The sequence below is a fragment of the Sphingomonas sp. HT-1 genome (genome assembly GCF_048568905.1).
GTDB lineage: Bacteria > Pseudomonadota > Alphaproteobacteria > Sphingomonadales > Sphingomonadaceae > Sphingomonas.
Map to the genome: position 1 here is coordinate 3,140,817 of NZ_CP183770.1, position 23,174 is coordinate 3,163,990.

A 23,174-nucleotide genomic window follows, 5' to 3' on the forward strand; every position below is an offset into this window, starting at 1 on the left:
TGGGAGAGGGAATGCAGCACCCCTCGACGTGCTCGCCGACTTCCCTGCGATCCCGGCCGGCTGGGCTTATCTCGACACCGCCGCCACCTCGCAAAAGCCTCGCCCGGTGCTCGATGCGATCGCGCGCGGCTATGGCGAGACCTATGCCACCGTGCATCGCGGCGTGTACCAGCGTTCGGCCGACATGACGCTCGCCTTCGAGGCGGCGCGCGCCCGAGTGGCGAAATTCATCGGCGGCAAGCCGGAGGAAGTGGTGTTCGTCCGCGGCGCGACCGAGGGGATCAACCTCGTCGCCCATTGCTACGCCGCCACCCAGCTCAAGGCCGGCGACCGCATCCTCCTCTCCGCGCTCGAGCATCATTCGAACATCGTGCCGTGGCAGATGGTCGCCGAGAAGATCGGCGCGCAGATCGACGTGGTGCCGCTTACCGCCGATCACCGCATCGACCTCGACGCGATGGCAGCGATGCTGACCGATCGGCACAAGCTGGTCGCGCTCGCGCATGTTTCCAACGTCCTCGGTTCGGTCCTCGATGTCCGCCGCGCTTCGCAACTGGCGCACGGCGTCGGCGCCAGGATCCTGGTCGACGGCTGCCAGGCGGTCGCCAGGCTCCCGGTCAACGTCGCCGAGCTCGGCTGCGACTTTTACGTCTTCTCCGGCCACAAGCTTTACGGCCCGACCGGCATCGGCGTGCTTTGGGGCCGTTACGACCTGCTCGACGCGATGCCGCCTTATCAGGGCGGCGGATCGATGATCGACCGGGTCACCTTCGCCAAGACGACCTACGCGCCGCCGCCGGGCCGGTTCGAGGCGGGCACCCCGCATATCGTCGGCGTGGTCGGGCTGCATGCGGCGATCGACTATGTCGACGGCATCGGGCTGGACCGCATCCACGCCCACGAAACCGCGTTGGTGAACGAGGCGCGCGCCGCGCTGTCCGCGATCAACAGCGTGCGGCTTTTCGGGCCGGAAGACAGTGCGGGCATCGTCAGCTTCGCGGTGGAGGGCGTGCACCCGCACGACGTCGCGACGATCCTCGACGAGGGCAATGTCGCGATCCGCGCCGGGCATCACTGCGCCCAGCCGCTGATGGAGTTGCTGGAGGTCCCCGCCACCGCGCGGGCGAGCTTCGGCGTGTATAACGGGCCGGCGGATGTCGCCGCGCTCGTGCGAGGAATCGAACGGGTGACGAGGATCTTCGGATGAACGAAGAACGCAAGATCATGGTGGAAGAGGTGGACGCGGTCGAGGCGCCGCCCAAGGCGCGCGTCGATGATGCCGTGGAGCCCGCCGCCGAGCGCAAGCGCGACTATCTCTCCGGCTTCCTCTCGCAGAAGCCCGTCGAACCGGGTGCCGGCGAACCGGGCGGGCCGCTGTACGAAGCGGTGATCGATGCGCTCAAGGAGATTTACGATCCGGAAATCCCGGTCAATCTCTACGATCTCGGGCTGATCTACGGCGTCGATATCACCGCCAACGGCCATGCCGCGATCACCATGACGCTGACCACGCCGCATTGCCCGGTGGCCGAATCGATGCCGGGCGAGGTCGAGCTCCGCGTGAGCGCGGTGCCGGGGATCGCGACCGCCGACGTCAACCTCGTCTGGGATCCGCCCTGGGATCCGCAGAAGATGAGCGACGAGGCGAAGCTGGAACTGGGGATGTTGTGATTTCTAGCCCCCTCCCGCGTGCGGGAGGGGGTTGGGGGTGGGCCCCCGGCACCCAATATCCGGAGCGCTCGCGGAGAGCGGGCGCCCACCCCTCGGTCCCCTCCCGCACGCGGAAGGGGAAGAAGGCGAAAGACAGACGATGACCACCGCGACCACTTCCCGCCAGCGCCCCGCCGCGCTGCTCCTCACCCCCGCCGCCGAGGCGCGCATTGCCGCGCTGATGGCGAAGGCGCCGGAAGGCACGGTCGGCGTCAAGCTCTCCACCCCGCGCCGCGGCTGTTCGGGGCTGGCCTATTCGGTCGATTATGTCAGCGAAGCCAAGCCGCTCGACGAGAAGATCGAGACGCCCGGCGGCACCTTCTTCATCGACGGCGCCTCGGTGCTCTATCTGATCGGCTCGACCATGGATTGGGTGGAGGACGATTTCACCGCCGGCTTCGTGTTCACCAATCCCAATGCCAAGGGCACCTGCGGCTGCGGCGAGAGTTTCATGGTCTGACGACGCGGCTGCGTATGTGTCACGACCCTAAACTTCCTAAACTTAACACCACCGCAAACGCCCCAGGATCCTAAACTTAAGCCTGCCTGCAAATGCGCAGGAGCCTAAACTTCCTAAACTTAAGCCACACCGCGGCCGGCGCACAGAACGTCGCCGGTCGGCTGAAACGAGAGGAAAAACAATGCCCTATCCTCAGCCCTGGCATGCCGATGCCGAACGCTATGATGGCCGGATGCCGTATCGCCGCTGCGGCGTCAGCGGGCTCGATCTGCCGGCGATCAGCCTCGGGCTCTGGCAGAATTTCGGCGGCGAGGACGTATTCGAAAATGGCCGCGCCATGCTGCGCCGTGCCTTCGACTGCGGCGTGACGCACTTCGATCTCGCGAACAATTACGGCCCGCCCTACGGCTCGGCCGAGGAGAATTTCGGCCGCGTGCTGGCGACCGACTTCGCGAGCCACCGTGACGAGCTGATCATCTCGAGCAAGGCGGGCTGGGACATGTGGCCGGGGCCCTATGGGGACGTCGGCGGCAGCAAGAAATATCTGATCGCCTCGTGCGACCAGAGCCTCAAGCGGATGGGGCTCGACTATGTCGACATCTTCTACTCGCACCGCGTCGACCCCAAGACGCCGCTGGAAGAGACGATGGGCGCGCTCGCCCAGATCCACCGCCAGGGCAAGGCGCTATACGTGGGCATCTCCAGCTATTCGCCCGAGCTCACCCGCAAGGCCGCCGCGATCCTCGCCGACTACAAAGTGCCGCTCCTTATCCACCAGCCGAGCTATTCGATGCTCAACCGCTGGGTCGAGGAGAGCCTGCTCGATACGCTCGAGGATCTCGGCACCGGTTGCATCGCCTTTTCGCCGCTGGCGCAGGGAATGCTGACGCGCAAATACCTGAACGGCGTTCCGGAGGATGCGCGCGCGGCAAAGGGCGGCTCGCTGAACACCGCGCTGCTCTCGGACGAGAACATCGCTCGCATCCGAGCGCTTAACGCCATTGCAGAGAAGCGCGGCCAGACGCTCGCGCAGATGGCGATCGCCTGGGTGCTGCGCGATCCCCGTGTGACTTCGGCGCTGGTCGGCGCGCGGACGGTGCAGCAGCTCGACGACTCGCTCGATGCGGTGAAGAACCTCGGCTTCACCGCCGAGGAACTGGCCGAAATCGATACTCATGCAACCGAAGGCGCGATCGATCTTTGGAAAGTATCGTCCACGCTTGAGGAACTGCCGCAACGATGAGCGTCGCCTTCCGTCGCGAGAGCGATGAAGAACACAAGGAACCGAAGTTCGAGCTGCCGCTGCCGGCCGGCCCCAATCTGGTCACCGCGGCGGGGCCGGCGCTGATCGCGGGCAAGGTCGTGGCGCTGGAGGCCGCGATCGAAGCCGAGGGCGACGCGGAGGCCAGGGAAGGGCTGAAGCGCGAACTGCGCTACTGGAACACCCGCGCCGCCACCGCGCAGGTCGCGCCGGCTATCGAAGACGGCGTTGCGGGTATCGGGGCGCGGGTGCGGATCAAGCTGAATGGACGCGAGCGGGTTATCGAAATCGTCGGGCATGACGAGGCCGATCCCAGCGCGGACCGGCTGGCCTTCCAGGCTCCGCTCGCGCACGCGCTGCTCGGCGCGGAGGAAGGGGAGCGGATCGATTTCGGCGGGAAGTCGGAAGCGATAGAAGTATTGGCGGTGGAGGCCATGTAGCAGCCGGAGGGCGTTCCTCCCTCTCGCCGTGTGGGAGAGGGAGGAAGCGCCGAAGGCGCGGAAGGGTGAAGGGGATTGTTCCCCTTCAGATCACCCCTCGAGCTTGGCCAGATCGAAGGCGATCACATCCTGCCGCTGCGTGCCGAGACCGGCGATGCCGAGCTCCATCACGTCGCCGGGCTTGAGGAAGATCTTCTCCGGCTTCTGGCCCTCGCCCACGCCCGGGGGCGTGCCAGTGATCAGCAGGTCGCCGGGGTGGAGCGTGATGAAGCGGCTCATATACGCGATGCATTCCGCCACCGGGAAGATCATCGTCGACGTGTTGCCGGTCTGCATGCGCTTGCCGTTGAGGTCCAGATACATGTCCAGCGCCTGGCAGTCGGCGATCTCGTCCGCCGTGACCAGCCACGGGCCTACCGGACCGAAGGTGTCGCAGCCCTTGCCCTTGTCCCACTGGCTACCCAATTCCTTCTGGAAGGCGCGCTCGGAAACGTCGTTGGCGAGGACATAGCCGGCGACATGATCCAGCGCATCGGCTTGGTCGACATAGCGGCAGGTCTTGCCGATAATCACGCCCAGCTCGACTTCCCAGTCGCTCTTTTCGGAGCCCTTGGGGATCATCACGGGATCATTCGGGCCAGTCAGGCACGAGATCGCCTTGGTGAAGAAGATCGGCTCGGGCGGCGGCTCGAGGCCGGCTTCGCGGGCGTGGTCGGCATAGTTGAGGCCGATGGCCAGGAACTTGCCGATGCCGGCGACCGGTACGCCCAGGCGTGGATTGCCCTCGACGATGGGCAGGGTAGTGGGGTCAACGGCGCGAATTCGTTCGATCACGTCGACGGTAAGGTCGGGCACCAGCCCGGACAGATCACGGATACGGCCGTCCGAATCCAGCAGGCCGGGCTTTTCGGCACCGCGCGGACCGTAGCGAAGCAACTTCATGCAAGCGTCCTCAATTGGGGATGAAAGACGATTGCGCGATAGCGCCAAATTGCAGACTTGCCAAAGCGCGATTTGCGACGGCGTCTCAAAATATGAGACTGCACATCATAAACCGCGTTGGAGAGGGTTCAGCCCACCCGGCGCAGGTGCTTCCCGCCATATCGCTGCCCGAGATAGGCAGTGAGGCGCTGGAGATAGTTGCGTGCGTTGCTCGCCTTGTCCGGGCAGCAGGGCAGCGGGTTCTTGCTGATCCCGGCGGCACGTCGCTCGACCTTCTGGCACAGCAGTTCGATATCCTGGCGCGAAAGCAGGTTCTTCTCCCGCATCACGCACAACAGGCTTTCGAGGATGATCAGGCTCTCGTCACCCGCCTCCACTGGGGGCAGTTGAGCCATTTGTGAGTCGTTCTGCGACACCGCACCTCTCCTTCACTATTGGATCCAGAGAGTATGCGGATTTTCGCAGGTAGCAAGAGCTCAGTCGAGCCCGCCGCCTAAGGTTCTATACAGCGTTACCAGATTGCTCGCGCGGTTCAGACGAGTCGTGACGAGTTGCTGTTCTGCGGCATAAGCAGTGCGCTGCGAATCCAAGGCGGTCAGGAAGGAATCGACGCCGGCACGATAGCGTGCGTCCGAAAGGCGGGCGGCGACTTCGGCGGCTTGAGCCCGTGCCGCCTGCGCCCGAACCTGCTCGTCGATCGTCCCGCGTTGCGCCAGTGCATCGGCCACTTCGCGAAACGCCGTCTGGATCGTCTTGCGATAAGTGGCGACCGCGCCTTCGCGCGCGGCCTTGTAGTAATCGAGATTCGCCTCGTTCTTCCCGAAGTTGAAGATGTTCAGCGAAGCGGTGGGGGATACCGTGTAGGTATCCGTGCCCGATCCGAACAGCTTGCCGATCGTCGACGCAATCGATCCAACCGTGGCGGTGAGCGACAGGCTGGGGAAGAAGGCGGCGCGCGCTGCGCCGATATTGGCGTTCTGGGCAATCAACTGATGCTCGGCTTGCAGCACGTCCGGCCTGCGCAGCAGCACCTCGGACGGGACGTTGCCGGGCAGTGCGTCGATCGTGGCTCGGGCTTCGCCCAGTGTTTCGGGCAGCAGAGTCTCCGGTACCGGCGCGCCGGTGAGCAGCTGAAGGGCGTTCACGTCCTGCGCGATGCGCGTCTTCGCCGTCGCAACGTCGTTGCGTGCTGATTCATAGTTCGTCTCGGCCTGGCGCGATTCGAGTTCGGACGCGGTGCCAATGCGGAACTGCGCGCGCGTTAGCTCCAGCGACTGTTCGAACGCCTTGAGCGTGCGTTCGGCGATCACCAACTGCTCGCGATCCGAAGCGAGGGTGAGCCAGGCGCTGGCGATTTCACCAATTAACGTGACGCGGGTGGCCCGTTGCGCTTCGCTGCTGGCGAAATACTGTTCCTGCGCAGCGCGGCTGAGGTTGCGCACCCGGCCGAACAGATCGAGCTCGAACGAGGTTATCCCTGCGGAGACGCTGAAATTTTGAATGTCCTGCACGCCGCCGCTGCCCAGCGCGCCGCCGGCACTGGCCGCGAACTGCGCGGTGTTGGTGTAGGTGCCCGTGCCGCTCACGCCGAGCGCGGGGAACAGGTCCGCACGCTGGGCGCGGTACTGTGCCCGTGCCTGCAGCACGTTGGCGGCGGCGAGGCGCAGGTCCTGGTTGTTGTCGAGGCCCAGCTGGATCACCTGGCGCAGACGCTCGTCGAGGAAGAAGTCGCGCCAGCCGATCTTGCTGACGTCCGGCGCGTCGGTGGCGGCGACCGGGTAGACGCCGCCTTGGGGGAGAGCCGCCGGTACCGCAGGCTCGGGCCGGCTGTACTTGGGGGCGAGGTTGCAGGCTGAAAGTGCGGTGCTCGCGGCCAAGGCGAGGAGCAGGGGGAAGCGGTTGGTCACGGCCGTCAGGCTCCCTGGGGCGCCGGAGCGCCGCCGTCATGGGTGGTTGCGGGGGGCATCTCGTCCTTCGGGCGGCGGCGATCAAACATGCGGCGCACCACGACGAAGAACATCGGCACCAGGAAGATGGCGAGCACCGTGGCGGAGAGCATGCCACCCACGACCGAGCGTCCGATGGCGTTCTGGCCACCTGCGCCTGCGCCCGTGGAGATTGCCAGCGGCAGCACGCCGAAGATGAACGCCAGGCTGGTCATCAAAATGGGGCGAAGACGCAGCTTGGCAGCCTCGACCGCGGCGTCGAAGGCACTCATGCCTTCCCGCATCCGTTCCTCGGCGAACTCGACGATCAGGATCGCGTTTTTCGCCGAGACGCCGATCGTGGTGATCAGGCCGACCTGCAGGTAAATGTCATTGTTGAGGCCCGTCAGCCACGCAGCTAGCAGCGCGCCGATCACGCCGAGCGGCACCACCAGGATGACCGAGATCGGCACCGACCAGCTTTCGTAAAGCGCCGCGAGGCAGAGGAACACGATCAGCAGCGACAGCGCGTAGAGTGCGGGCGCCTGGCCGCCGGAGAGGCGCTCCTCGTACGAAAGGCCAGTCCATTCGAGCTGGGTGCCTGGCGGAAGCTTGGCATGAATTGCCTCCATCGCCGCCATTGCATCACCAGTCGACACGCCTGGGGCAGGCGAGCCGAGGATTTCCATCGCCGGCAGGCCGTTATAGCGAGTCAGCTGCACCGGCGCCTGTTCCCAGCTGAGCGTGGAGAAGGCGGTGAACGGCGTCATCGTGCCCGAAGGGCCGCGTACGAACAGGTTCGCGATATCCTCCGGCGCCAAACGATACGGGGCGTCCGCTTGGACATAGACGCGTTTGACGCGGCCGCGATCGACGAAGTCGTTGACATAGGCTCCGCCCCAGGCGGCGGCGATGGTATTGTTGACCGACGACAGCTCCAGGCCAAGCGCTTTTGCCTTGTCCTGATCGACGTCCACCTTGAGCTGCGGCGCGTCTTCCAGCGAATTCGGGCGCACGCCGACCAGGCGCTTGTCCTGCATCGCCATACCCAGCATCATGTTGCGAGCCTGCAACAGGCGCTCATGACCGATGCCGCCAGTATCGACGAGCTGCAGATCGAAGCCTGTCGCATTGCCGAGTTCCTGCACCGCCGGCGGAGTGACCGCGAAGATCAGGCCGTCGCGATACTGCGAGAAGGCGCCCATGGCCCGGCCGACCATCGACTGCGCCGAATTGGCGGCGCCCGAACGGTCCGCCCAGTCCTTCAGCGGGATGAACACCAGGCCGCTGTTCTGGCCGGAGCCGGCGAAGCTGAAGCCGTTGATGGTGAACACGCCCTGGACGTTGCCGCCTTCCTGCTTCAGGAAGTGGTCGCGGACGAGTTCCAGGCCTTTTTCGGTTCGCGTCGAAGTGGCGCCGGCTGGACCCTGTACCAGCGCGATGGCAATGCCTTGATCTTCCTCGGGCAGGAAGCCCGACGGCAGCCGCAGGAACAGGAAGGCCATGCCGCCGATGATCAGCAGGTAGACCAGACCCGAGCGCTTCCAGCTGCGGGCGGTGCTGCGCACGCCCCTTTCGTAGCGGCGCTGGCCATTGTCGAACTTCTCGTTGAACCAGCGGAAGAAGCGCGCGAGCGGCCCTTTGCCTTCACCCTTGCTTGGATCGTGCGGCTTGAGGATGGTGGCGCAGAGCGCGGGAGTAAGCACCAGCGCGACGAAGACCGAGAGCACCATAGCCGAGACAATGGTGATGGAAAACTGGCGATAAATCACGCCCGTGGAGCCGCCGAAGAACGCCATCGGCAGGAACACTGCCGACAGCACCAGGGCGACGCCGACCAGCGCGCTGGTAATCTCGTCCATCGACTTGCGGGCCGCGTCGATCGGGCTGAGATGCTCGGTGGTGATCAGGCGTTCGACATTTTCGACGACGACGATCGCATCGTCGACGAGCAGACCGATCGCCAGCACCATGCCGAACAGGGTGAGCGTGTTGATCGAGTAGCCGGCGATCGCCATCACCGCGAAGGTGCCGAGCAGTACGACCGGCACGGCGATCGTCGGGATAAGCGTCGCGCGGAAGTTCTGCAGGAAGAGGAACATCACCAGGAAGACAAGCACCACCGCTTCGATCAGCGTGTGCACAACCTGCTCGACCGAAAGGCGGACGAACGGCGTGGTGTCGTACGGATAGATGACCTTGATGTCGGCGGGGAAGGTCTTAGCGATCTCGTTGACGCGCGCCTTGACCAGATCCACCGTGCTCAGCGCATTCGCGCCGGGCGCGAGCTTGATGCCGAGACCGGCGCCAGGCTTGCCGTTCCACTTCGAATCGAAGCCGTAGTTTTCGGCACCCATCTCCACCCGGGCAACGTCACCCAAGCGCACAACCGAGCCGTCGCTGCCGCTCTTCAGGCGAACCTGGGCGAACTGGTCCGGCGTCGTCAGGCGCGATTGCACAGAGACGGTGGCGTTGAGCATCTGCTCCTTGGGTGCGGGCTGCGCGCCCAACTGACCGGCAGAGACCTGCGCATTCTGCGCGCGAATCGCTGTGGTCACGTCGTCCACGGTCAGGGCGTATTTGGTGAGCTTCACCGGATCGACCCAGACGCGCATCGCATATTGCGAGCCGAACACCTGCGTGTCGCCCACGCCGTTCACGCGGGACAGCGGATCCTGCAGCTTCGATACGGCGTAATCGGCAAGATCGGTGCCGCTGTGCGAGCCGTCTTCCGAATAGAGGCCGATCACCACCAGGAAGTTCTGGGTGGCCTTGGCGACCTGGATGCCCTGCTGCTGCACTTCCTGCGGCAGGAGCGGGGTGGCCGCCTGCAGCTTGTTCTGCACCTGCACCTGGGCGATGTCCGGATCGGTGCCCTGCTCGAAGGTCAGCGTGATCGTCACCGTGCCAGCAGACGACGAGGAGGACGAGAAGTAGCGAAGGTGGTCGATTCCCTTCATCTGCTGCTCGATGATCTGCGTCGTCGTGTTTTCCAGCGTCTTCGCATCCGCACCCGGATAGGTCGCGGTGATCGAGACGGCGGGCGGCGCGATGGCGGGGAACTGCGCGATCGGCAGGCTGCGGATCGCGAGGATGCCCGCCAGCATGATGATGATCGCGATGACCCACGCGAAGATGGGTCGATCGATGAAATAGCGCGACATGGGGCTTTACTTCCCTTGGGCGGGAGCGGCGGCGCCCGGCTGGCCCTGCGCGGGCTTGGCGTTCGGGTTCCAGGGCTGCGGCGTCACCGGCATGCCCGGCCGCAGCATCATGGCGCCTTCAACGATGACCTTGTCGCCCGGCTTGAGGCCGCTGGTGACGATCCAGGCGTCGCCGGCGGTCCGGCTGGTCTGGATCGGCCGCGGCTCGATTTTGTTTTCGGCGCCTACCACCAGCACGGTGGGGTTGCCACGCTCGTCACGGCTCACCGCGCGCTGTGGCACCAGCATCGCATTCTGCTGCGTGCCCTCGACGATGCGGGCGCGCACGAACATGCCCGGCAGCAACAGGCCGTTGGGGTTCGGGAACAGCGCGCGGATCACCTGGCTGCCCGTGGTCTCGTCGACCGTCACGTCGGCGAATCGTAGCGTGCCCTGCGGACCATAGTCGCTGCCGTCTTCCAGCTTCAGCGCAACCTTGGCGTTACCGTCGCGGGCGACCTGGCCAGCCATGATCTGCTGGCGCAGCTTGAGCAGGTCGGCGCTCGATTGCTGGATGTCGACATAGATGGGGTCGAGCCGCTGGATCGTCGTCAGCGCATTGGTTTGCGCGGCGGAGACCAGCGCACCCGTGGTGGAAACCGAACGCCCGATGCGGCCGCTGATCGGCGCTCTAATGGTGGTGCGAGCAAGATCGATTTCCGCCGTCCGCACTGCGGCCTGCTGCGAAGCGACGTCAGCGCGCGCCTGCGCGGCGCTGGCGACGGCGTTCTCATATTCCTGCTTCGAAATCGCGTTGATCTTGACCAGTTCGCCGTAGCGTCTGGCCAGCGCTTCCGTGGAAGCGATCGTCGCCTGGGCACGGGTCAGCGCGGCGCGGGCGCTGGCCACGGCGGCACGATAGGGGGCAGCATCGATCCGGTAGAGTGGCTGGCCCTGGCGCACCATGTCGCCTTCGGTGAACAGGCGGTCGAGGATGATGCCGTTGACCTGGGGGCGGACTTCCGAGCTCTCATAGGGGCTCAGCCGACCCGGAAGTTCACTGGTCAGCGGCACTGCCTGCTGCTGGACCGTGACATAGGATACCGGGGGTGGGCCTGCCTGACCGCCGGGGCCACCAGGCCCTCCGGCGCCCTGCTGCTGGGGCTGACTGCCACAAGCGGCGAGTGCAAGCGCGAGTGCCGGCGCGGTGTGACGGAAAAAAGTCATGCTAAGGCCTGCCGTTTGATATATGTGAGCGAACGTTCACTCACATTTTCCGCTACTGCGAAGTGAGTGACTCGGTCAAGATGGTTTTATAGGGGAGTCGAATGGCAGAAACTATGGAAGAAGGCGGTCTGGCTCCCCGCGAAAAGGCGTTGGTGCGACGCGAAAAAATCGTTTCGGCGGCTCGCAGGTTGTTCATTGCGAACGGTTTTCACGCGACGGGGGTGGCCCAAATCGCGAAAGAATCAGGCATTGCTGTCGGTCAAATTTACCGGGATTTCTCGTCGAAAGAGGCGATCGTCGCTGCAATTGTCGAAGTCGACTGCATTGAATTTCTCGCGCATGAAACCTTGCGCCGGGGCATCGACTCGGGCGATCTCGAGGCGGTGTGGACCTGGCTGGCCGATTTTCTGGACCATGAGCCCGACGAGTCTGATCCGTTGTTCGCCGAGATTTTCGCTGAGGCGGCCCGCAACGAACGGGTGGCGGCGATCTTCGAAAAGGTCCGCGAGGATGTTCGTGCGACGATGCTGGCGGCGCTGGAGGCACTTGCCCCCGGGGACGCATTTGCCGAGCGCCGATCCGGTCTCTCCGAACTGATTCTGGCGACGTCGCTGGGGCTGATGCAACACAGCTTCCTCAGCGATCCCAAGGATACGAAATGCGCGGCGGAACTGGCGACGAAGATGATCCGGATCGAGCTTGCCGCGATGCGGGCAGAAGGCGCAAAAGGATGAGTTTTCCCATTTTCTGGAGCGCGCGTTCGTAATGTGCAATAAAGCGGCATGAGCGAAGCCCTTTCGTCGCCGCGCATCGCGCTGTTCGTCACCTGCCTGGTCGATGCGATGCGGCCGCGGGTGGGCTTTGCGGCCCTGCGCGCCCTCGCCGATGCCGGGTGCGAGGTGGTGGTGCCGGAAGAGCAGACCTGTTGCGGGCAGCCGGCACTCAATTCGGGCGATCGCGCGACCGCAACCGACTTCGCCCGGCGCAACGTGGCGATGCTGGAATCGTACGAGGCGATCGTCGTCCCCTCCGGCAGCTGTGCGGGGACGATCCGTTGCCACTATCCCGAATTGCTCGCTGGCGACCCCGAATGGGCCGCGCGGGCCGAGGCGGTGGCGGCGAAGACATGGGAAATCCTCGCCTGGCTCGATGCGCGCGGCTGGCGGCCGGAGGGCGTGACGCTGCCCGCCACGGCGACCTATCATGACAGCTGCTCGGGCTTGCGTGAACTGGGCATCAAGGTGCAGCCGCGGCGGCTGCTCGGCGCGGTCGACGGGCTGGCGCTGGTGCCGCTCGCGGGCGAGGAGACCTGCTGCGGTTTCGGCGGCACCTTCTGCGTGAAATACCCGGCGATCTCCAACGCCATCGCCGACGAGAAGGCGGCGGCGGTGGAGGCGAGTGGCGCGGGGTTGCTGCTCGCGGGCGATCTCGGCTGCCTGATGAATATGGCGGGCAAGCTCCACCGGCGCGGATCCGAGGTGCGCGCCTTCCACACCATCGAGGTGCTGGCCGGCATGGCCGACGGCCCGGCGATCGGCGAAGCGCAATGAGCCGGGCGTTCGACGCGCGGGTCGATGCCGCGCTCGCCGACCGCCAGCTCAAGATCGCGGTCGAGCGCACCGCCGGCACCGCCGAGGCCAAGCGCGGCGCGGCGATCGACGCCTGGCCCAGCTTCGCCGCGGCGCGCGAGCGGGCGGCGGCGATCAAGGACCATGTGATCGCCAATCTCGGCAGCTACCTCGTCCAGTTCGAGGCGGCGGCAACCGCGGCGGGGGCGACAGTCCACTGGGCCGCCACTGCCGACGAGGCCTGCGCGATCGTGGTCGACCTTTGCCGCAAGGCCGGGGCGAAGAGCGTTGCCCGCTCCAAGTCGATGCTCGGCGAGGAGATCGGCCTGCCGCACGCGCTGGAGGCGGCGGGGATCGGCCGGGTCGAGACCGACCTTGCCGAACACATCATCCAGCTCGCCGGCGAGCGGCCCTCGCACATCATCTGGCCGGCGATGCACAAGACGCGCGAGCAGGTCTCGGCGCTGTTTCACGCCCGCCATCGCGAACCGCCTGTCGAGGAAAGCATCGTCGCGATGGCGGCGAGCGCGCGGCGGCAGTTGCGGGGCGAGATGCTGGGCGCCGATGTCGGCATTTCGGGCGCCAATTTCCTGATCGCGGATACCGGGCAGGTCTGCACCGTCACCAACGAGGGCAATGCCGAGCTCTCGCTGGTGCCGCCGCGCGTGCATATCGTCACCGCGGGGATCGAGAAGCTGGTCCCCTCGATGGACCATGCCGTGCATCTGCTGCGGCTGCTCGCCCGCTCGGCGACCGGCGCGGCGCTGACCCAGTACACCACCTTCTATGCCGGGCCGAAGCGGGCCGGGGACCGCGACGGGCCGGAAGAGATGCACATCGTACTGGTCGACAATGGCCGCAGCGCGATGCGCGACAATGGGCTGGGGGAGATGCTGCGCTGCATCCGCTGCGGCGCGTGCATGAACCACTGCGTGGTGTTCCGCCAGATCGGTGGCCATGCTTACGGCGGCACCTATCCTGGGCCGATGGGATCGGTGCTGACCCCCGCGCTCGACGGGCTGGCGGCGAGCCGCGATTTGCCCAACGCCTGCACGATGAACGGCAAGTGCCAGGAGGTGTGCCCGGTCGCGATTCCGCTACCCACGCTGCTGCGCGGCTGGCGCGAGAAGAGCTGGCGCGAGGGGCTGGAGCCGGTGACGCTGCGCTCAGGGTTGGGGCTCTGGGCCTGGGCGGCGCGGCGGCCGTGGCTGTATCGCGCAGGCGTGCGCTGGGCGATCCGGGCGATGCGGCTGGCCGGGCGCGGCTGGATCTCGCGGCTGCCCTTGGCCGGCGGCTGGACCGGCGGGCGCGACTTCCCCGCCCCCGCGGCGGAGAGCTTCATGGACCGCTATCGAAAGGGCGAACGATGAGCGCGCGCGACGCGATCCTGGCGCGGCTGGGGCCGGCGCGGGCGGCGGCGGATCTGGCTGCAGAGGCGGCGGCGCTGCTCGCGGGCGAGGAACGCGAGCGGCCGGCAGGGCCGGAGGATCTGGTGGCGCGCTTCCTGGCGCAGCTTGCGCTGCCGAGCGTGGCGGCGACGCATGCGCGGATCGGGTCGCTGGCAGAACTGCCGGGGGCTGTGGCGGGGTATCTGGCGGCCGAGGGTGCGGAACCGGCGCTGTGGCTGCCCCCCGATGCGCGGATGGACGGGCTGGACTGGTCGGGGCTCACCCGGCTGGCGGACTGTCCGATCGACGACGGCACGGTACTGGCGTTTGCGCGGGCCGGGGTGGCGGAGACGGGCTCGCTGGTGTTCGAGACGTCGCCGCAAGCGCCGATGCTCCCCAACTTCCTGGCGCTGCGCCACATCGTCGTGCTGGAGGTGGCCGGGTTAGTCCGCTGGCTGGAGGAGGCGGCACCGGGCGGCGCGGTGCCGCGCGCGCACTATTGGGTAACGGGCGTCAGCGGCACGACCGACATCGAAGGCACCTATGTCCGCGGCGCGCATGGCCCGCGGTTTCTGCATGTGGTGCTGGTGGGGTGATCGTCTTCTTAAGCCCCTCCTCGGAGGAGGGGCTTAGGATCGGCCATCAGCCGCTGACTTCCTGCTTCCAGCCGCGCTCGCTCAGATCCGGCTGATCATCGGCAAACTCCGGATTAAAGCCTGGCTGCCAAGGGAAGCGGCTCTCCCGATCGGGCCATACGATCTGGAGGCAGGGGAAGTCGTCCCCACCGTAAAACCATCGGCTGCGTCCGAGATATTCGGGGTAGAAGCGCGTCGCGACGGGAAAGGCATAGGCCGGCAGGTTCGCGAACGCGCGATCGGTCGACTCGCTGGTAGGCAGTCGGTTCCCAGCCTTCGCTGCTCGGAACAGGTCGGCGAACACATCCCGCACGATGTCCCGCTTCATGGAGAAAAGGATCAGTTCGGCGTGGCCGGTGGAATGCCACAAGCCGGTGGTGAACCGGAAGCCGGGGCCTTGCTCATCGGCCGGCACCGATGTGAAGGCCCAACCATATTGCCGCACCTTCTCGACGAAGTCCTGGTCTGACTCGTCGAGGGCTTCGAGCGGTGCATCAAGTGCGGTTCGCATGTGTGTTTGCTAGCGGGTTTGCCGGCGCAACGACATAGCAATTCCGCCACCCCATCCTCCCCTTTCAGGGGAGGGTCTTTTCAGTGCCTCAATGCCCCGCCGCCACCATCTTCACATCCTGCGCCGTCCCCCGCGCGCTCGCGCCGAAGGCGAGCACGACCAGGAACGCCGCCGCCGGCACCAGCAGCGCGAGGTTGATCCCCGCGAGGTCGGACAGATGCCCCATCGCCGCGGTTAGCACCGCGCCGCCGATGATCGCCATCACGATCAGCGAGGCGCCGATCTGCTTGAGCGGTCCCAGCCCGCCGATGCCGATCGCGAAGATCGTCGGGAACTGGATCGACATGAAGAAGCTCGCCGCGACCAGCGCATAGAGCCCGGTCGTCCCGCCGACGAACACCGCCGCGACGGTCAGCGCCGCCGAGAGCCCGGCGAACACCACCAGCAGCTGCGGCGCCGCGACCTTGCCGAGCATCGCCGCACCCACGAAGCGGCCGATGCCGAACAGCACCAGGCTGGCGAACAGATAGTCGGCCGCGCCCTGCTCGGTGAGGCCGGGCAGGTTCACCTGGGCGTAGCGGATCGTGTAGCTCCACAGCCCCACCTGCGCGCCGACATAGAAGAACTGCGCCACCACCGCGAAGACCAGCGTGCGGTCGCGCAGCACGGTGCCGAGCGCCTCGCCCGTCGGCACCGCGGGCGCGTCGCCGTCGCGGCGGTTGTCCGGGAAGGCGATCAGCGCGGCAGCGATCGCGAAGGCGAGGACGACGAGGCCGATCACCAGATAGGGCGTCTGCACCGAGGCGAGCTCGCCGCGCAGCGTCGCGGTCCGCTCGGCGGCGGACATCGCCGCCAGCGCCTTCTCGTCCTGCGCGAAGCTGGAGAGGATGAAATATTTCCCCACCAGCACGCCGAAGATCGTGCCGAGCGGGTTGGCGGCCTGCGCGAAGTTCAGCCGGCGGGCGGCGCCTTCGGGGCTGCCCAACTCGGCGATCAGCGGGCTGGCCGAGGTCTCGAGAAAGGCGAGGCCGCAGGCGATCACGAACAGCGCGGCCAGGAACCAGCGATATTCGCCGAAATGCGTCGCCGGATAGAAGAGCAGCGCGCCGATCGCGTAGAGGGTCAGGCCCGTCACGATCGCCGCCTTGTAGCCCCGCCGCCGCGCGAGCATCGCTGCCGGCGTCGCGAGCAGGAAATAGCCCATATAGAAGGCCTGCTGGACGAAGCTGGTCTCGAAATCGCTCAGCGTGAAGGCGCGGCGGAAATGCGCGATCAGGATGTCGTTGAGGTTGTTCGCCATTCCCCACAGGAAGAACAGCGAGACCGTCAGGATGATGGCGGGGGTGTAGCGTCCGGCCTTGCTGGCCATGAATCCTCTCCTTGGTGCGACGCCCCTGTTGGGGTCATTCGATGGCACGGTCCAGATGCGTGTAGCCGCCGTCGACGAACAGCCACTGGCCCGTGGTGTGGCTGGCCCGCGCGGAAAGCAGGAACAGCGCGGTATCGGCGATCTCTTCGGGCGTGGTGAAGCGGTGGCCGAAGGGCACCCGCCGCTCGATTTCCTCGCGCCGCGCTTCGGGGTTGTCGAAGCTCTTCAGCCATTCGGCATAGGCGGGGGTCTCGACCTCGGCCGGCACGATCGCATTGACGCGGATGCCGTCGCCGCGCAGCGCCACCGCCCATTCGCGGGTCAGCGCCAGCACCGCGCCCTTGGCGGCGGCATAGGCGCTGGTGTGCCCCTGGCCGGTGATCGAGGTCTTCGAGCCGATGTTGACGATCGCGCCTTGCGCCGCCTTGAGTTGCGGAAGTGCTGCCCGCGCCATGCCGAAATAATGGACGAGGTTGATGTCGAGCGAGGCGCGGAACTGCGCCGGGGTCGCCTCGAAGCCGAGATTGTCGTTGAGCCCGGCATTGTTGACCAGCCCGTCGATCCGCCCGAAGCGCGCGGCCACCGCGTCGACCGCAGCGACCACGGCATCGTCCTCGGCCAGCTCGCAGGGGTGGAACAGCCAGTCCTCGCCCAATTGCGCGACCAGCTCGGGCCGGGGCGGCTCGCGCGAGACGATGGCGGGGACCGCGCCTTCGCGCGCCAGCCCCGCGGCAATGGCCGCGCCGATTCCCGACGAGCCGCCGGTGACGATCACGACCCTGCCGGCGAGCCCCAGATTCATGCGCCGAACCGATACTGGACGAGCGTCTCGGGCTTCATCTCGATTGAATAGCCGGGACGCTGCGGCGGCATGTACGCCGCGTTCCTGATCACGCAGGGCTCCAGGAAATGTTCATGGAGATGATCCACATATTCGATGACCCTGCCGTCCATGGTGCCGGCAAAGCACAGATAGTCGATCATCGACAAGTGCTGGACGTATTCGCACAGCCCCACGCCGCCGGCATGCGGGCACACCGGCAGGTTGTAGCGCGCGGCGAGCAGCAGCACCGCCAGCGCCTCGTTCACGCCCCCGATGCGGCAGGCGTCGAGCTGGATCACGTCGACCGCGCCCACCGCCATGAACTGCTTGAACAGGATGCGGTTCTGGCACATCTCGCCGGTCGCGACCTGCACCTGGCCGATGCCGTCGCGGATCGCCTTGTGGCCGAGCACGTCGTCGGGGCTGGTCGGCTCCTCGATGAACCAGGGCTTGGCGAAGGCGAGCGCGTTGACCCAGTCGATCGCCTGGCCGACCTCCCACACCTGGTTGGCGTCGATCATCAGCTTGCGGTTCGGCCCCAGCACCTCGCGGGCGATGCGGACGCGGCGGATATCGTCCTCTAGGTCGCGGCCGACCTTGAGCTTGATATGGTCGAAGCCGGCATCGACCGCTTCCTGCGCGAGGCGGCGCAGCTTCTCGTCGGGATAGCCCAACCAACCGGCCGACGTGGTGTAGCAGGGATATCCGTTCGCCTCGAGCGTGGCGACGCGCTCCGCCTTGCCCGCCGCGCGCTCGGTAAGCAGGGCCAGCGCCTGCTCGGGCGTGATCGCATCGGTGAGGTAACGGAAATCGATCGCGCGGACGAGCTGCTCGGGCGTCATGTCCGCGACGAGCTTCCACACCGGCTTGCCCTCGGCCTTGGCCCAGAGGTCCCAGATCGCGTTGACCACCGCGCCGGTGGCGAGGTGCATCGCGCCCTTGTCCGGGCCGATCCAGCGGAGCTGGCTGTCGCCGGTCAGGTGCCGCCACATGCGCGCGGGCTCCTCGGCGATCCAGGCGAGGTCGAGGCCGATCACCAGGTGGCGCATCGCCTCGATCGCGGCGACGCAGATGTCGTTGCCGCGGCCGATGGTGAAGGTGAGGCCATGGCCTTCGAGTCCGGGCACGTCGGTTTCAAGGATGACATAGGCCGCCGAATAATCGGGGTCCGGGTTCATCGCGTCCGAGCCGTCGAGCGAGGCGCTGGTCGGGAAGCGCAGGTCGACGGTGCGCAGGCCGATGATGCGGGCGTTCATCGTCATCAGTTCACCCAGCCGCCGTCGATCACATGCACCGCGCCGGTGGTGAAGGCAGCCTCGTCACTGGCGAGATAGCAGACCAGCGCGGCGATTTCCTCCTCACGGCCGAGCCGGCCCATCGGCTGGCGGGCAACAAAGGCGGCATGCGCTTCCTCTACCGCGATGCCCTGCTGCGCAGCTTGTTCCGCAACGCGCTGGCGCAGGCTCGGGGTGTCGACGGTGCCCGGGCATACTGCGTTGCAGCGGATTCCCTTGGCGACGAAATCCGCAGCGACCGATTTGGTAAGACCAATAACGGCCGCCTTTGATGCGCCATAGGCGTGGCGGTTGGGGATGCCCTTCACGCTCGACGCAATCGACGACATGTTGACGATCGCGCCGCCGCCCTTGGCCAGCATGCCGGGCAGGAAGGCGCGGATCATGCGGTGCATGGCGTGGACGTTGAGATCGAAGGACAGCATCCAGTCCTCGTCGCTGCCGTCGAGGATGGAGCCCGCTGCGACGAACCCGGCGATGTTGGCCAGAATGTCGACCGCGCCGACAGTTTCCGGCAGCGCAGCGATCGCCTGCGCGTCGAGCAGGTCGAGCACGACGGCTTCCACGCCATCCATCGTCGCCAGCGCAGCACCATCGCGATCAAGGGCGTAGACTCGCGCGCCTTCGTCGCGGAGCCGCAGCGCCGTTGCCCGGCCGATGCCATGCCCCGCGGCGGTTACGATCGCGGTCTTGTTCCGGAAACGCATTGCCTCCCCATCTCCTTCGAACGTTTTCATAGGTCAAAATGACTTTCATCTTCTTAGGCGTAAGCGGCCGTTCTTCGCAAGTGGCATGACAGGCCGCGTCGCTTTCGGTAGCGTTACCTTATGACCGACCATGCATCGACCGCACCCGCCGACAAATCCCCCAGTTATGCCGCGCCTGCGCTGGAAAAGGCGATTGACGTGATCGAGCTGCTGAGCAGCGAGCCGCAGGGACTGACGATCAGCGAAATTGCGCAGCGGCTGGGCCGGTCGATCAGCGAGCTGTTTCGAATCATCGTGGTGCTCGACCGGCGCGGCTGGCTGCACAAGGACGGCGGCAGTGATCGCTACCGCGTCACCTATCGTGTGCTGGAGATCGCCCATCGTGCGACCCCGGCGCAGGAGCTGACTCATGTCGCCACGCCGCTGATGCACAGCCTGGCCGCGGCGACGGTGCAGTCCTGCCATCTGGTGGTGGTGAACGGCACCCGCGGGCTAATCGTGGCGCGGCAGGAAAGCCCAGGCCAGACCGGCTTCGCAGTGCGGCTGGGCACCGAGATCGACCTGCTTACCAGCTGCTCGGGCCATGTGCTGCTGGCGGCGATGGAGCCGGAACGCCGTGCCACACTGTATCCGAAGGGGCTGCCCAAGGGGCTTGCCGCGCGCCTTGAGGTGGTGCGCGCGCAAGGGCACGAATCGATCCCTAGCGCCCGGATGGCAGGCGTATCCGACATGAGCTGCCCGGTCTTCGGGTTCGACGGCCATGTCGTGGCGGCGCTGACCATCCCATTTCTCGCCGCGATCGACGACGCGCCGCACGTCTCGCACGACGAGGCGCTGGAGCGTCTGAAGGCAACCGCGACCGCGATTTCCACGGCGCTGGGCTGGTTTGATCGGGTCGAGGCGCCGGTGGTGCCCAGCCTCTCCGTTGCCACGCCGGTCCGGCGGCGGCGGGCGGTGCGCGTCCAGCCGGCGTAACGCCAGCGGGTGCCACCGGCCCGTGCTTCCCGAAAGCTTGCGCCAGGCGACGGCACCGGGCAGTGCTGCTCGCATGATCGACGGCCTCACGATCGCCAGCCATCCGCTCGTCCAGCATAAGCTGGCGGTTCTGCGGAATCGCGAAACCTCCACCGCCCGGTTCCGCACCGAATTACGGGCGATTGCTGCGCTGATCGGGTACGAGGCGACGCGCCATCTGCCGCTGGCTGCAATGTCGATCGAAACGCCGATCACAGCGATGGCTGCCCCAATGCTGGCGGGGCCGCCGCCGGTGATCGTGCCGATCCTGCGGGCGGGCCTGGCGATGGCGGAGGGCGTGTTGGATCTGTTGCCCGAAGCGGCAGTGGCGCATCTCGGGCTGTACCGCGATCCGGCGACGCTGGAAGCGATTGAATATTACTTCAAGGCACCGGAGGATCTGGCCGATCGGCTGGTGCTGCTCGTCGATCCGATGCTGGCGACCGGCCACAGCGCAATTGCAGCGCTTGATCGGCTGAAGGGCGTCGGCGCGCGGTCCCTAAACTTTCTCTGTTTGCTAGCCGCCGCGCCCGGCGTGGCGGCGGTGCGTGCGGCACACCCGGACGTGCCAATCTGGGCGGCGGGCTTAGACCCGGCGCTGAACGACCATGGCTATATCGTGCCCGGTCTCGGCGACGCGGGCGATCGCAGCTTCGGAACGCTCGCCGCCGGTTGAACCGGCGATTCGATCGAAGTTCGCGGGTCGGCGAGGCCCCCTGCGGGATTTTTTTGCTCCGTGTGGCGGCCAGGCTGCCGGGTTTCCTGCCGTTACGGCATGCAGGACGCGCAACGTTGCGCTTTGGTGCTTGCCCTCCCGCGATACCGCCTGTCCGCTCCGTCATCAGCCATGCTGCCATTGCGGAACTTTGATGGTTCGGTATGGTTTCCGTCAGGAAAGGCTTTTCAGGTAAACGTACCGATAGCCGTTCCTTGCCACACTTTTCTGTGGCGAGAGTTGTTGCTGGTGGAATAATAAGTATGCTGATCAGCTTGATTGCTGCGATGGTCGCGTCGCAGATGGGAGAGGGTGTCGAAGGCCGCTGGAAAACGGAGACGCGCAATGCGATCGTCGAGATCCAGCGTTGCGGCCCCTCGATTTGCGGTAGAATTCTCACCTCGGATGCGTTGCGCGCGAACCCCGGCCTGCGCGATGCGAAGAACCCCAAGCCGCCGTTGCGAACCCGCCCGCTGCGCGGGTTGCTGATCCTCGAAGGGTTTCAGCCGGCTGCCGATGGCTGGCGCGGCGGGCGCATTTACAATGCCGAAGACGGCAAGACCTATAGCGGCGAGATCCGCCTGGCCGGCCGCGATCAGCTGAAGCTGCGCGGCTGCGTCTTCAAACCGTTCTGCCGAACCCAGACCTGGACCCGGGTGCGCTGAGGCGCGCGTCTCCCGGCCTCTGACATTTTCGAGGGACATCATGTTGTACACGCGTACCCTGTTTGCCGCCGGCACTGGGCTGACGGCCCTGTGCGGCTTTACGGGCCTGGCCCACGCCCAGGCTTTTTATCTTCAGGAACAGTCCGCGCGCGCCGCCGGCCGTGCATTTTCGGGCGAGGCCGCCGATACGGGCGCCGCGTCGCTTTGGTGGAATCCGGCTGCGATCGCCGATGCGGCGGAGAGCGAGGTGGTGCTCAACGCCTCGCTCATCCTCCCGCGCGGCCAAGTGGTCGATACCGGCACCCGCATCGCGCGGCCGGGCCAGCCCGCCACCGCGGTGGGCGGCGACCCGATCTCGCGAAACCCGATCAACAACGGCGTGCTGCCGTCCGGTGCCATCGCGGTGCCGGTGGCGCGCGGGGTGGCGTTGGGCCTCGCAGTCACGTCGCCATACAGCTTCACCACCGATTATCCGGCGAACAGCTGGGCGCGGTACAGCGCGGACAAAACGCGGCTGCGCACGATCGACATCCAGCCGTCTGTCGCGGTGTCGGTAACCGATTGGCTGCGTGTGGGCGCCGGTGCGAATGTCGAATACACCGATGCTAGCCTCAGCAACGCGCTTCCCAACGTGCTTGCCACGCTGCCGGACGGCCGCCAGGAACTGAAGGGCGACGGCTGGGATGTGGGCTGGACCGCGGGCTTCCAGATGCACAACGATAGGGTGACGGTCGGCTACAGCTACAAATCCGCCATCCGTCACAAGCTGAAGGGCGATCTGGTGGTCAGCGGACTGGTAGGGCCGCTTGCACCGGGGAACAGCACGCTTTCCGGCGTCGAGGCCGATTTCTACACACCCGCGCAGCACATCGTCGGCCTGCGCTATCGTGCGAATGACGCGATTACATTGAATGCGCAGCTGGTGCATTTCGGCTGGGACAAGTTCGATGCCATCCGGCTTGGCGCGCCGCTTAACGCCGCGATTCCCGAGCAATATCGCGAAAGCTGGAGCTATGCCGCCGGCGTGGATTATGCCGTGTCACCGGCTCTTACGCTGCGCGGCGGCGTGCAGCGCGCTACCACGCCGACCCAGAATGGTCGGCGCGACGCCCGCGTGCCCGATGCGAACCGATGGAACTTCGCGCTCGGCGGCTCCTATGCGCTCACGTCGCGGATCACGCTGGATGCCGCGGCCAATTATGTCGACTTCGCCAATGCAACCATCGATCGCCCGACGGTGGATGCCGGCTCGACGATATTGACCTCCGGTGAGGTGCGCAATGCGCGGGCGCTGGTCTTCTCGCTGGGCGGACGTATGCGGTTCTGACGGATGCGGGCGGGCCGTGGAACCGGCTCGCCGGCATGGCGATTATCAG

23 protein-coding genes are annotated in these 23,174 nt (G+C 66.3%); 13 read left to right on the top strand and 10 right to left on the bottom strand.

Going from position 1 to position 23,174, the window contains the following annotated elements; genetic code table 11:
• Positions 1–28: 28 nt before the first annotated feature.
• The 5 genes from ACNFJ7_RS14605 (at position 29) to ACNFJ7_RS14625 (ending at position 3,871) form a co-directional block, all read left to right on the top strand.
• Positions 29–1,207, top strand: coding sequence for a cysteine desulfurase (locus ACNFJ7_RS14605; protein WP_019369790.1), 1,179 nt, complete (start codon positions 29–31; stop codon positions 1,205–1,207).
• A complete protein-coding gene (locus ACNFJ7_RS14610) occupies positions 1,204–1,671 on the top strand; it encodes an SUF system Fe-S cluster assembly protein (RefSeq protein WP_019369791.1) in 468 nt (155 codons plus the stop codon). Before ACNFJ7_RS14605 ends, ACNFJ7_RS14610 begins: the two co-directional genes overlap by 4 nt.
• A gap of 139 nt (positions 1,672–1,810) precedes the next feature.
• On the top strand, positions 1,811–2,170 hold the full coding sequence (locus ACNFJ7_RS14615) for a HesB/IscA family protein (protein WP_019369792.1): 360 nt from the start codon (positions 1,811–1,813) through the stop codon (positions 2,168–2,170).
• Between the two features lie 181 nt (positions 2,171–2,351).
• Positions 2,352–3,413 carry an L-glyceraldehyde 3-phosphate reductase gene (mgrA, locus tag ACNFJ7_RS14620; protein WP_019369793.1) on the top strand — a complete coding sequence of 354 codons (1,062 nt, stop codon included), beginning with the start codon at positions 2,352–2,354 and terminating at the stop codon, positions 3,411–3,413.
• On the top strand, positions 3,410–3,871 hold the full coding sequence (locus ACNFJ7_RS14625; protein WP_019369794.1) for a GreA/GreB family elongation factor: 462 nt from the start codon (positions 3,410–3,412) through the stop codon (positions 3,869–3,871). Before mgrA ends, ACNFJ7_RS14625 begins: the two co-directional genes overlap by 4 nt.
• 90 nt (positions 3,872–3,961) lie before the next feature.
• Here the strand turns inward: ACNFJ7_RS14625 and ACNFJ7_RS14630 are convergent, their stop codons facing one another.
• The 5 genes from ACNFJ7_RS14630 to ACNFJ7_RS14650 form a co-directional block, all read right to left on the bottom strand.
• On the bottom strand, positions 3,962–4,813 hold the full coding sequence (locus ACNFJ7_RS14630; protein ID WP_019369795.1) for a fumarylacetoacetate hydrolase family protein: 852 nt from the start codon (positions 4,811–4,813) through the stop codon (positions 3,962–3,964).
• 128 nt (positions 4,814–4,941) lie between these two features.
• Positions 4,942–5,208 carry a hypothetical protein gene (locus ACNFJ7_RS14635; protein WP_026009181.1) on the bottom strand — a complete coding sequence of 89 codons (267 nt, stop codon included), beginning with the start codon at positions 5,206–5,208 and terminating at the stop codon, positions 4,942–4,944.
• Between the two features lie 81 nt (positions 5,209–5,289).
• Complete coding sequence (locus ACNFJ7_RS14640) at positions 5,290–6,720, bottom strand: efflux transporter outer membrane subunit (protein ID WP_026009182.1); 1,431 nt, start codon at positions 6,718–6,720, stop codon at positions 5,290–5,292.
• A gap of 5 nt (positions 6,721–6,725) precedes the next feature.
• Positions 6,726–9,902 carry an efflux RND transporter permease subunit gene (locus ACNFJ7_RS14645; RefSeq protein WP_019369798.1) on the bottom strand — a complete coding sequence of 1,059 codons (3,177 nt, stop codon included), beginning with the start codon at positions 9,900–9,902 and terminating at the stop codon, positions 6,726–6,728.
• Between the two features lie 6 nt (positions 9,903–9,908).
• Positions 9,909–11,108, bottom strand: a complete 1,200-nt coding sequence (locus ACNFJ7_RS14650; protein ID WP_026009183.1) for an efflux RND transporter periplasmic adaptor subunit — start codon at positions 11,106–11,108, stop codon at positions 9,909–9,911.
• A 101-nt stretch (positions 11,109–11,209) separates the two neighbouring features.
• Here ACNFJ7_RS14650 and ACNFJ7_RS14655 point away from each other — a divergent pair, with 101 nt between their 5' ends.
• Genes ACNFJ7_RS14655 through ACNFJ7_RS14670 form a run of 4 tightly spaced genes read left to right on the top strand, consistent with a single transcriptional unit; the run spans position 11,210 to position 14,660 of the window.
• Complete coding sequence (locus ACNFJ7_RS14655) at positions 11,210–11,842, top strand: TetR/AcrR family transcriptional regulator (protein ID WP_236704417.1); 633 nt, start codon at positions 11,210–11,212, stop codon at positions 11,840–11,842.
• 48 nt (positions 11,843–11,890) lie between these two features.
• Positions 11,891–12,658, top strand: a complete 768-nt coding sequence (locus ACNFJ7_RS14660) for a (Fe-S)-binding protein (RefSeq protein WP_019369801.1) — start codon at positions 11,891–11,893, stop codon at positions 12,656–12,658.
• A complete protein-coding gene (locus ACNFJ7_RS14665) occupies positions 12,655–14,046 on the top strand; it encodes a lactate utilization protein B (protein ID WP_019369802.1) in 1,392 nt (463 codons plus the stop codon). Before ACNFJ7_RS14660 ends, ACNFJ7_RS14665 begins: the two co-directional genes overlap by 4 nt.
• Entirely contained in the window at positions 14,043–14,660 is a 618-nt protein-coding gene (locus ACNFJ7_RS14670; protein WP_019369803.1) for a LutC/YkgG family protein, read from the top strand. Before ACNFJ7_RS14665 ends, ACNFJ7_RS14670 begins: the two co-directional genes overlap by 4 nt.
• 46 nt (positions 14,661–14,706) lie before the next feature.
• On the opposite strand, the gene ACNFJ7_RS14675 is transcribed toward ACNFJ7_RS14670, so the two are convergent.
• The 5 genes from ACNFJ7_RS14675 to ACNFJ7_RS14695 form a co-directional block, all read right to left on the bottom strand.
• A complete protein-coding gene (locus tag ACNFJ7_RS14675) occupies positions 14,707–15,210 on the bottom strand; it encodes a DUF4262 domain-containing protein (protein ID WP_019369804.1) in 504 nt (167 codons plus the stop codon).
• Positions 15,211–15,298: 88 nt separating this feature from the next.
• A complete protein-coding gene (fucP, locus tag ACNFJ7_RS14680; protein WP_019369805.1) occupies positions 15,299–16,579 on the bottom strand; it encodes an L-fucose:H+ symporter permease in 1,281 nt (426 codons plus the stop codon).
• 34 nt (positions 16,580–16,613) lie between these two features.
• Positions 16,614–17,381, bottom strand: a complete 768-nt coding sequence (locus ACNFJ7_RS14685) for an SDR family oxidoreductase (protein ID WP_019369806.1) — start codon at positions 17,379–17,381, stop codon at positions 16,614–16,616.
• Positions 17,378–18,664 carry an L-fuconate dehydratase gene (locus ACNFJ7_RS14690; RefSeq protein ID WP_019369807.1) on the bottom strand — a complete coding sequence of 429 codons (1,287 nt, stop codon included), beginning with the start codon at positions 18,662–18,664 and terminating at the stop codon, positions 17,378–17,380. Before ACNFJ7_RS14690 ends, ACNFJ7_RS14685 begins: the two co-directional genes overlap by 4 nt.
• Complete coding sequence (locus tag ACNFJ7_RS14695; RefSeq protein ID WP_026009185.1) at positions 18,664–19,404, bottom strand: SDR family oxidoreductase; 741 nt, start codon at positions 19,402–19,404, stop codon at positions 18,664–18,666. The genes ACNFJ7_RS14690 and ACNFJ7_RS14695 overlap by 1 nt, the downstream gene beginning before the upstream one ends.
• A 120-nt stretch (positions 19,405–19,524) precedes the next feature.
• On the opposite strand from ACNFJ7_RS14695, the gene ACNFJ7_RS14700 reads away from it, so the two are divergent.
• The 4 genes from ACNFJ7_RS14700 to ACNFJ7_RS14715 all read left to right on the top strand — a co-directional run bounded on the left by ACNFJ7_RS14700 (position 19,525) and on the right by ACNFJ7_RS14715 (position 23,125).
• On the top strand, positions 19,525–20,379 hold the full coding sequence (locus ACNFJ7_RS14700) for an IclR family transcriptional regulator (protein WP_019369809.1): 855 nt from the start codon (positions 19,525–19,527) through the stop codon (positions 20,377–20,379).
• A 73-nt stretch (positions 20,380–20,452) separates the two neighbouring features.
• Positions 20,453–21,094 carry a uracil phosphoribosyltransferase gene (upp, locus tag ACNFJ7_RS14705; RefSeq protein WP_019369810.1) on the top strand — a complete coding sequence of 214 codons (642 nt, stop codon included), beginning with the start codon at positions 20,453–20,455 and terminating at the stop codon, positions 21,092–21,094.
• 302 nt (positions 21,095–21,396) lie between these two features.
• Entirely contained in the window at positions 21,397–21,798 is a 402-nt protein-coding gene (locus tag ACNFJ7_RS14710) for a DUF2147 domain-containing protein (RefSeq protein ID WP_019369811.1), read from the top strand.
• A gap of 40 nt (positions 21,799–21,838) precedes the next feature.
• Positions 21,839–23,125 (top strand): OmpP1/FadL family transporter, encoded by a 1,287-nt coding sequence (locus ACNFJ7_RS14715; protein WP_019369812.1) that lies wholly within the window; start codon positions 21,839–21,841, stop codon positions 23,123–23,125.
• Positions 23,126–23,174: the final 49 nt, after the last annotated feature.

What these genes read in the sequence shown, in the direction of transcription:
- ACNFJ7_RS14610 (WP_019369791.1), top strand. Translation starts at nt 1,204, where the DNA reads ATGAACGAAGAACGCAAGATCATGGTGGAAGAGGTGGACGCGGTCGAG.
- ACNFJ7_RS14615 (WP_019369792.1), top strand. Translation starts at nt 1,811, where the DNA reads ATGACCACCGCGACCACTTCCCGCCAGCGCCCCGCCGCGCTGCTCCTC.
- mgrA (WP_019369793.1), top strand. Translation starts at nt 2,352, where the DNA reads ATGCCCTATCCTCAGCCCTGGCATGCCGATGCCGAACGCTATGATGGC.
- ACNFJ7_RS14625 (WP_019369794.1), top strand. Translation starts at nt 3,410, where the DNA reads ATGAGCGTCGCCTTCCGTCGCGAGAGCGATGAAGAACACAAGGAACCG.
- ACNFJ7_RS14630 (WP_019369795.1), bottom strand. Translation starts at nt 4,813, where the DNA reads ATGAAGTTGCTTCGCTACGGTCCGCGCGGTGCCGAAAAGCCCGGCCTG.
- ACNFJ7_RS14635 (WP_026009181.1), bottom strand. Translation starts at nt 5,208, where the DNA reads ATGGCTCAACTGCCCCCAGTGGAGGCGGGTGACGAGAGCCTGATCATC.
- ACNFJ7_RS14645 (WP_019369798.1), bottom strand. Translation starts at nt 9,902, where the DNA reads ATGTCGCGCTATTTCATCGATCGACCCATCTTCGCGTGGGTCATCGCG.
- ACNFJ7_RS14650 (WP_026009183.1), bottom strand. Translation starts at nt 11,108, where the DNA reads ATGACTTTTTTCCGTCACACCGCGCCGGCACTCGCGCTTGCACTCGCC.
- ACNFJ7_RS14655 (WP_236704417.1), top strand. Translation starts at nt 11,210, where the DNA reads ATGGCAGAAACTATGGAAGAAGGCGGTCTGGCTCCCCGCGAAAAGGCG.
- ACNFJ7_RS14660 (WP_019369801.1), top strand. Translation starts at nt 11,891, where the DNA reads ATGAGCGAAGCCCTTTCGTCGCCGCGCATCGCGCTGTTCGTCACCTGC.
- ACNFJ7_RS14665 (WP_019369802.1), top strand. Translation starts at nt 12,655, where the DNA reads ATGAGCCGGGCGTTCGACGCGCGGGTCGATGCCGCGCTCGCCGACCGC.
- ACNFJ7_RS14670 (WP_019369803.1), top strand. Translation starts at nt 14,043, where the DNA reads ATGAGCGCGCGCGACGCGATCCTGGCGCGGCTGGGGCCGGCGCGGGCG.
- ACNFJ7_RS14675 (WP_019369804.1), bottom strand. Translation starts at nt 15,210, where the DNA reads ATGCGAACCGCACTTGATGCACCGCTCGAAGCCCTCGACGAGTCAGAC.
- fucP (WP_019369805.1), bottom strand. Translation starts at nt 16,579, where the DNA reads ATGGCCAGCAAGGCCGGACGCTACACCCCCGCCATCATCCTGACGGTC.
- ACNFJ7_RS14685 (WP_019369806.1), bottom strand. Translation starts at nt 17,381, where the DNA reads ATGAATCTGGGGCTCGCCGGCAGGGTCGTGATCGTCACCGGCGGCTCG.
- ACNFJ7_RS14690 (WP_019369807.1), bottom strand. Translation starts at nt 18,664, where the DNA reads ATGACGATGAACGCCCGCATCATCGGCCTGCGCACCGTCGACCTGCGC.
- ACNFJ7_RS14695 (WP_026009185.1), bottom strand. Translation starts at nt 19,404, where the DNA reads ATGCGTTTCCGGAACAAGACCGCGATCGTAACCGCCGCGGGGCATGGC.
- ACNFJ7_RS14700 (WP_019369809.1), top strand. Translation starts at nt 19,525, where the DNA reads ATGACCGACCATGCATCGACCGCACCCGCCGACAAATCCCCCAGTTAT.
- upp (WP_019369810.1), top strand. Translation starts at nt 20,453, where the DNA reads ATGATCGACGGCCTCACGATCGCCAGCCATCCGCTCGTCCAGCATAAG.
- ACNFJ7_RS14710 (WP_019369811.1), top strand. Translation starts at nt 21,397, where the DNA reads ATGCTGATCAGCTTGATTGCTGCGATGGTCGCGTCGCAGATGGGAGAG.
- ACNFJ7_RS14715 (WP_019369812.1), top strand. Translation starts at nt 21,839, where the DNA reads ATGTTGTACACGCGTACCCTGTTTGCCGCCGGCACTGGGCTGACGGCC.